Source organism: Algibacter sp. (assembly GCF_049667265.1).
In the GTDB taxonomy this organism is placed as follows: domain Bacteria; phylum Bacteroidota; class Bacteroidia; order Flavobacteriales; family Flavobacteriaceae; genus Algibacter_B.
The window spans coordinates 1-8,093 of sequence record NZ_JBATHX010000035.1 but is presented as its reverse complement, the minus strand read 5'-3'; the positions used below and the strand labels follow the sequence as shown (position 1 = coordinate 8,093).

6 protein-coding genes are annotated in these 8,093 nt (G+C 30.4%); 4 read left to right on the top strand and 2 right to left on the bottom strand.

Going from position 1 to position 8,093, the window contains the following annotated elements; translation table 11 throughout:
* Nucleotides 1-30 precede the first annotated feature (30 nt).
* From WBN21_RS01040 to WBN21_RS01030, 3 genes are read left to right on the top strand one after another with little or no spacing between them, the layout of a single operon-like run.
* The gene (locus WBN21_RS01040; RefSeq protein ID WP_424197458.1) at nt 31-603 is read left to right on the top strand and encodes an RNA polymerase sigma factor; all 573 of its coding nucleotides are present in this window, start codon (nt 31-33) and stop codon (nt 601-603) included.
* A gap of 5 nt (nt 604-608) precedes the next feature.
* A complete protein-coding gene (locus WBN21_RS01035; protein WP_424197457.1) occupies nt 609-1,343 on the top strand; it encodes a tetratricopeptide repeat protein in 735 nt (244 codons plus the stop codon).
* Between the two features lie 17 nt (nt 1,344-1,360).
* Nucleotides 1,361-4,588: a CHAT domain-containing protein gene (locus tag WBN21_RS01030; protein WP_424197456.1), complete on the top strand. Its 3,228-nt coding sequence runs from the start codon at nt 1,361-1,363 to the stop codon at nt 4,586-4,588.
* A 61-nt stretch (nt 4,589-4,649) separates the two neighbouring features.
* On the opposite strand, the gene WBN21_RS01025 is transcribed toward WBN21_RS01030, so the two are convergent.
* The gene (locus tag WBN21_RS01025) at nt 4,650-6,614 is read right to left on the bottom strand and encodes a T9SS type A sorting domain-containing protein (protein WP_424197455.1); all 1,965 of its coding nucleotides are present in this window, start codon (nt 6,612-6,614) and stop codon (nt 4,650-4,652) included.
* Between the two features lie 131 nt (nt 6,615-6,745).
* Between WBN21_RS01025 and WBN21_RS01020 the strand changes: the two genes are divergently transcribed.
* A complete protein-coding gene (locus WBN21_RS01020) occupies nt 6,746-7,207 on the top strand; it encodes a Na(+)-translocating NADH-quinone reductase subunit F (RefSeq protein WP_424197454.1) in 462 nt (153 codons plus the stop codon).
* A gap of 79 nt (nt 7,208-7,286) precedes the next feature.
* Here the strand turns inward: WBN21_RS01020 and WBN21_RS01015 are convergent, their stop codons facing one another.
* A complete protein-coding gene (locus tag WBN21_RS01015; protein WP_424197453.1) occupies nt 7,287-7,664 on the bottom strand; it encodes a Na(+)-translocating NADH-quinone reductase subunit F in 378 nt (125 codons plus the stop codon).
* Between the last annotated feature and the right edge of the window lie 429 nt (nt 7,665-8,093).

Below are 8,093 nucleotides of genomic sequence, written 5' to 3'. Positions count from 1 at the left end.
TAATTGTATATTTCCTATAGCTATTAATTTATGGGGAAGTCAGTCAGTTTATTAAACCAGTCAGAGCTCATTTGTGCCATAAAATCAAATGAACCTAATGTTTTAAAACATTTTTATACAGCAAATTTCAAAAAGGTTGAACACTTAATTCTTCAAAATAGTGGATCAGTTGAACACGCTAAAGATATTTATCAAGAAGCTTTCATAACAGTTTGGACCCAAATAAAAGAAGATAAGTTTTCACCAAGAAATGATAGTGCCCTACAAGGTTATTTGTATAAAATCGCAAAAAACAAATGGATGGATGTTTTAAGATCAAAATCTTTTAAAAACAGAAACTCATTAAATTATGAAACCTTGGCATTTATAAATGATGAAAACGATGACGAAAAAGCATCAACTAAAAAAAAGTTAAAATTAACAATGAGAGCCTTTAAAAATTTAGGCCAACCTTGTAAACAATTATTAAGTGTTTTTTATTTTGATAAAAAATCCTTAAAAGAAATTGCTTCAGAATTTAAAATAGAAGAAACTACTGCTCGCAATAAAAAATACCGATGTATGGAAAAATTGCGTGCTATGGTTTTAGCCTCAAAAAATTAATTAGATTGAAAGATAATAGCAAAATATCACAAGACATACTTGAAATTATAGAACAATATTTAAATGGTTCTATGACCACACAAGAATTAAAAGATTTTAATCAACTACTAGAGCTAGATGATGAATTTAAAGTAAAAGTTAAAGATATAAAAACAATGCTAGCTGGCATTGAAACACAAAATTTAAAGGAGCAACTTGATGAGTTTCATGAAGAGATTCCAAAAACCAAAGTTCAAAAACCTACTAAAAGTAAAGTGAGGTTTTTAAGCTTTAGCAAATTGGCAATAGCTGCTTCAATAATACTTGCCGTTGGAAGTATTTGGTTTTTTAACACGCCAAAAAACGAAAAAATTTACGCCAATTTCTTTAAACCAGATCCTGGCTTACCTACAACAATGAGTAATACTAATAATTTTGATTTTTATGATGCCATGGTGAATTACAAACATGGCGACTATACATTAGCAATTGATAAATGGCGGGTTTTACAAGAAAAAAATCCAGAAAATGATTCGTTAAATTATTTTTTAGGTGTGGCTTATTTAGCAAATAAAAATGAAAATGTTGCGATTCCTTACCTAGAACGCGCCATTGAAGCGAAGGATGATTTTGCCTTTTTAGGCGATGCCTACTACTATTTAGGGCTAGCTTATTTAAAAGAAGGAAACATGGAACTTGCAAAAAAACACCTGAGTTTGAGTGAAACTGATGCTGCTAAAAAAGTGCTTTCAAAATTGTAAAATAAATTTTCAACTAAATGAATAGGTCTTTATCCCTTTTAAAACTCACAACTTTAGTAATTGTGATGTTTTTTGGGCTCCAATTTCAGGCACAGAATGATTCTATTTCTAGTATTTCATATGTTGAAAAATTAATCAATACAGATTCTCTTCAAAAAGCAAAATCAGAACTCGATAAACAAATTGAATATTACAAGGGCAAAAAGAATTATGATACTTTATCTCATTATGTATATATGCTTGGTAAAATTGAGCTTTCATTAAATAGCGAGAACAACTCTTTAAATCAAAGTTTAGATTTATCAAACTATTTAGAAACAAAACCTTTAAAATTAAAATCAAAACATCAAATAAAAATAGATTTATCTAAATTATTTAATGAACAAGGCGACCCAGAAAAGGCTTATGAATATGCCGAAAAATCAAAGACATTTGCTTTAAAGTTACAAACGCCTGAACCACTTTTAAATTCCGAATACCGTTTAAGTGAATACGCAATTCGTTTAGGAAATATAGACCTCTTTGAAAAACACACCCGAGATGCACAAAAAATTTTAAAAAAGCATCCAACTCAAAAATTTAAACTTTCGGCAAGAGTCTATAATTACCTTGGCGCATTAATGTACTTCACTTCTAAATCGGATAGTGCCGCTTATTATTATGAGACTGGACTTAAAAAGACTGTAGAAATGGATAATAACCCTGAAAATAGATTATATTTTCCTGCGTCCATTAAAGCGAATATGGTTTTACTAAAACAAACCCAAAGTAAATACTCTGAAGCTATGCAGTTAATTCAAGAGAGTATAAAACTATACAAGGAATTTCTGAGTAGTACACATAATCACCCATTAACTTTTAGGGTACAACGCAATCTTTCTTTGGCTTATAGAAATCTATCAAGCCTTTACTTCGACCTTGGCGATTATGAAAACGCAAAAAAAATTAGTGTTTTAGCCTACGAACATGCTAAAGAAAATTTATTAACCAATAGCCTTGAAAACTTTTCTGCAATTACATCTCTAGTAGAAATAAAAATTCCATTAAAAGAATTTAATTCCTCATTATTATTATTAAACGAAGCCGAAAGTATAGCTAATAAAATACCTGGGGACAATTTTGTTTTAAAGGCCAACATGTATTTTAGCAAAGGGCTTATTAATAAAGAACTTAAAAATTATGAAGAAGCAAAAAAATATTTAGAATTAAGCAATCAATTTCATCAAAAAGCGCATCAAAATGAATATAGTAGGGATAGGTTGTTTGTTATTATAAATTTATCTCTTGTTTTAGCTACAATTAATGAAAAAGAACGAGCCATTACAATTTTAAAAGATGCTTACAATTATTTACTAAAAAACAAAGGAGAACATAGTAATTTAACAAACACAGTATTAGTTGCCTTAGCAAAAACCTCCATGCTAGTTAAAGATTATGAGCAGAGTTTAGAATGGAGCAATAAAAGTCTTGCTTTGTATGAAACAAATAATGATACAATAAAAAACAGTTTTGACAAATCTCACTTTGAAGAATATAAGGCAGAAATGTTAATGGTCAATGCAAAATCAAGATACAAATTATCTAAAACCAAAGACAGCTTATTGTTGAAAACAATTTTGACAGATGCTAATAATGCCATAAATACTTTAGAAGAAAGAAGATCCTTAATAACCTCTGTTGATGATGTAAATAAGCTGATAGAAAGCAATTATGATGTTTTTAATTTTGCCAAGTACCTAAATCTTGATTTATACCAATTAACAGGAAATATAAAATACTTAAATAAAACTATAAGTTTACATGAATCTGCCTTATATAATCGAATAAGAGCGCGATTAAACATTAAAACATCTATTTCTTTTGCTGATATACCAAACAAGGTAATTGAAAGAGAAAACACCCTTAGAAAATTACAAAACTCAAGTTCCGAAAACCAAGAACATGATGCGATTCAATTTTTAATTGAAAACAATAATAACTGGGTAAAATTTTTGGATACGCTAAAACAACAATACCCAAAATATTATAAAATGCGTTTTGCAACTATAGAAGAACCATTGGATAATTTACAATCTAATATTCCAAATAAAACAACAATAGTTCGCTATTTATTTATTGACAACGTTTTGTACGCTGTTGTTATTAATAAATTAGGAAAAAACATTTATAAACTAGATTCAAATAAATTAACAGATAGAATTAAAACGATTTCTGAAAATCAAAGCGACATTTCTGAAGTTAGCAAAATTTATCAGGAACTATACCAAAAACTTTGGCAACCTTTTGAAAAAGAAATCACCACAAATCATGTGGTTATTATCCCTGATGGCACCTTATTTAATTTAAGTTTTGAAAGCCTAACACCATCAAAAATAAATGCATTTAAAGATTTAGCCACCAATAGTTTACTCTCAAAATATAGTATTTCATACAATTACAGTTTATTGTTACTCGATGAGGATAAAAAAACTATTAATTATCAAAAGGACTTTATAGCTTTTGCACCAGAATTTAACGATAAAATGAAACAAGAATATAGCCTTGCCATTAAGGATTCTATTTCAATTGATGAAACTTATTTAACGCTTTTACCACAACCCTTTAGTGTTGATATTGCAAAAGAATATTCAAGGTTATTTAATGGCGAATATTTTATAAACGAAAAAGCTTCCAAGCAAATTTTTAAAAATGTGGCCAACGAGCATAAAATTATTCATATTGGCACACATGCCGAATCAAATAATATATCTCCGGAATTATCTAGACTAATTTTCGCTAAAAATATTCAAGATGAAGACAACTCTTTATATACCTATGAGATTTACAATGAAAACTTAAACTCGAATTTAGCCATTCTAACCGCTTGCGAAACAGGAAAACCAACCTATCAAGCAGGAGAAGGTATGATTTCTTTGGCACACGCTTTTAACTATGCCGGTAGCGAAAGTATCTTAACTAGCCTTTGGAAAATTGATGAACAATCGAGCGCAAAAATTATTGAACTTTTTTATGATAACATTAAAAAAGGACTTCCAAAAGACAAAGCACTACAACAAGCAAAACTAAGCTATATTGCTAATAGTGAAGGCCGAGTTGTTGCCCCGCATTATTGGGCAGGCTTAGTATTAATTGGAGATACTACTCCAATTGAGTTAAATTCATCTTCAAACTATATATGGTATTTTTTAATTGGGTTGGTGCTTGTTTTAGCCACCATTTTCTTAACTAAAACTCGTAAAAAATAAAGAGCTACTATTTCTAGTAACTCTTTATTAAATCTTATTCTAATTTTAAAAAGTTATACGCTTAGTTGGAAATCACTATGCGTTTAGTGATTGTAGCATTTAAATTCTCGTCTTCAATTTTAAAGAAATATAAACCTGTTGGTAATGCATTTACATTTATTTTAAAGTCGTTAGATTCAAATTTAGACGCCTTTACTACTTGCCCTATTTGATTTAAAATTTGCCAATTTCCTTTTGAAATTAAATCGGACTTAATATTTAAAACGGTGCTAACTGGGTTAGGATGTATGGTGATTTCGTCTAAAATATTTTCATTTGAACTAAGGGTAACACCAGGTCCATTTAAGTAAACGGAATTATTATAACATACCACATCAAAAGTATAAGGCGTGCCATTATAACTAGTACTAACTTGGTTTGGAAGGTTACAATTAGTAATATCATTGGCTGATATAATTTCAAAACTAGCATCGTTTGGAGGCAAATACCCAAGTGTAACTTCTATTTCACCCTCTAAAGCGGCGCTATTTGTTACAGAAACTTGATCGAATTGAGAACCTGCATTTGGGCCATCAATTTCTATTTCGAATTTTGCAGTAGATGATGTGGTTAAATCTCCAATCATGGTTAAAATACCTGGGGAACTCCCTGGAGCAACTACACCTTCCATAACAAAACCAACAGGCCACATAAAGCTCCCACTTCCACCATAAGTTCCAATATATTCAACAAGCTCTCCATCAATATATTCTTCATATTCACCCGTTGTTAAATCTCCATTTATAGCTAAAATTCCAGATTCACTAATAACATCCCCATAATTTATAAATTTCGTTAAGTTAATTGAAGATGTTCCAGTACCAGCCGTTTTTTTAAGTTCGCTAATAACACTAATAGTTAATTCATGCCGATCGCCACTTGTATAACCAATATTAATATTATCACCATTTATATTATAACTATTAAAATTAAACATACGTACATAGCCATTATTAATATTTAAATCGCCTTGATTATGGTTTATATCTTCACCATAAGAAATCATATAAAAATTGGTATCCAATTCTTTGGTGCCTGGTCCGTCCAGAACTATATTCCCAAAACTTGATATTCCAGATTGATCATTAATATCATTACTATAAATTTTCCCAGCTTGCCATAAAAATGTAGCCCCTTTATTTACATACACATATTTATCAACCAATAAATCGCCATTTATTTCCAAGGTGTTATTATTACCTAAAACAATGTTTGCCACTTGTGTAACACCCGCCCCCTTTGTTTTAACATACCCACCAGCACCGGGTTTATTAATAATTATTCTTGAAGTTGCCGTTGGGATTCCATTAGGATCCCAGTTTGCTGGATTATCCCAGTTGCCATCATTTCCTTCACCATCCCATGAAATAGCATTTGTATAATTAATTCCCAGAACTTCAACACTTAATCCAAAACCATCAGCGCCACATTTTGCAGTTAATGAGGTATTAAAATCATAACTAATATTTTCATATGGTGTTACTGCGGGGCAAGCTTGGTGATTACCTTCAACAATTTGAAAGCTATCTCCAATTTGTGGTGCGTATCCAGCAAAAACTAAATTCAATTTACCAACAAAAGAAAAGTATTGACAAGTAACTTTTTTAAAAACGTCAAAATCTTGTACAATAACTTCAAAACTACTCGAGGTATCCACTATAAAATTATCAAGAAAAAAATCTGCCTGAGTTGTTAATTGAGCTCCATAACGTAATTCTAAAGTACCAAATTCTTGATTTAATGAAACAGATCCAAGCCCATTAAAATAAACGTAAAAACCTTCGATTAAAATATCATCGCCTGGCTCGGGTATTCCTGGAAGATTTGGGTCGCCGCCTCTTCTCCAGTTTTCAGGATCTTCCCATGAAGCGGGATCCCCGCCATAATCTGCGGCCTGCCCAGTATAGACCATCTGATTATAATCTTGTGCATTTAAAGTTGTAAATGTCATTGCAAAACACATTGCAAAAAATAAAATTCGTTTCATAATTAATAGCTTTAATGATTTATATAACTACATCGAAACAAATTTGAAATGTGAGCGAAAAAATTAATTTTATTAGTAAATCGACATTTAAAGTGCTAACTTTTTAGTAATTTTAAGTAAATCTGCAGATTATGAAAACCACAATTCGATTGGAAAAAGCCATCCAAAAACTATATGTTGCCTTTCATAACAACACCTTAAATCCTGAATGTTGCAAGCAATGCGCCGTTGGAAATATTTTAGACAATAGAGATAGTTGGAAACATCTATCAGATACTCATGGTGCTTTAGAATTGAATTATATTGGTATAGTGCACCAAAATTTAGGGCGAAAATTTAATGGCTATTCTCCTTTGGAATTACTGAAAATTGAAGCCACCTTTTTAGAAGGCTGCGGTTTTCAATTACCGCTTCACTATAAAAACAACAAACCTATAAACCCTACAGATAAAGATGTTTTGTTTAAAGGGTTATCAGAAGTCATTAGTCTCTTATGCAAAATAGATGGTGTTTCAAATGTGATGGATTACACAAAGTTATTCGAGTCGGAAGATGAACAACCTATTTACGAAATTGGGGAAATATTGGCATGAATAGATAAATAACAAAGTGATAACATTTTCTTTTCCACCTATATATTTATCATTTAAAAGAATTTAAACTGAATCCTATTTAATTTAGCATAGTTTGAACCGGTTGAATACCTGTATATTCAAACAAGTAATCCTGGTCAAAGTATAATGGAAGACTTTCATCCTCTGCATTGCCTAAACCAATACCTGCATAAAGCACTTTGGCATTTTTGCTATAAGCATGGTATTTAAAAGTTTCCATCCAAACAACATTATATTTGTAAGGGTTGAAGGGTAATTTTACTGCTCTAACTATAACATAATAGTGTTGATTGTTTTTATCAACACAAACAAACTGTGGGTATTTTTCTAGTTTACAATTTATAGTAATGAATTCATAGCCTTTGTCTTCTAAATCCTGTCCTACATGATTCATTGCCAAATTGTGTAATTCTTGTTCTGTAAGTGGCTTACTCATAATATAAAATTTAATTAATAATAGTTTACCAACAATCTTGTTGGTTTAAATTTTACAAAAAAAGCAGCTTATTTAATGAAATTCTTAATTATCGTAATTAAGGAGATGTAAACTCTCTGTAAATAAATAATGCACTTCCTTATTATTGAAAGTACAATCGACCATAAAGCGTATCTAAAAGAATAAACGAAGGTAAAAACCAATAAATAGGTTACTTTTCATTATTGTAATTTTGGGGTTCAACTAACACAAATATAACATTTCTTCGATAAAAAGCAAATTTTTATCGATAAAACACATAATTACGCTGCTTTTTCGTTCAAATCAAAGTGGTTTTTTTAATAATATTGGGCTAAAATCACCTCATCCTATATAAGCGATTAGCAAAAACCAAACAGAAAAATAATTTTTATATCAGGGCTGCGTGCT

Coding starts and splice junctions, on each gene's coding strand:
- WBN21_RS01040 (WP_424197458.1), top strand. CDS start 31: ATGGGGAAGTCAGTCAGTTTATTAAACCAGTCAGAGCTCATTTGTGCC.
- WBN21_RS01030 (WP_424197456.1), top strand. CDS start 1,361: ATGAATAGGTCTTTATCCCTTTTAAAACTCACAACTTTAGTAATTGTG.
- WBN21_RS01025 (WP_424197455.1), bottom strand. CDS start 6,614: ATGAAACGAATTTTATTTTTTGCAATGTGTTTTGCAATGACATTTACA.
- WBN21_RS01020 (WP_424197454.1), top strand. CDS start 6,746: ATGAAAACCACAATTCGATTGGAAAAAGCCATCCAAAAACTATATGTT.
- WBN21_RS01015 (WP_424197453.1), bottom strand. CDS start 7,664: ATGAGTAAGCCACTTACAGAACAAGAATTACACAATTTGGCAATGAAT.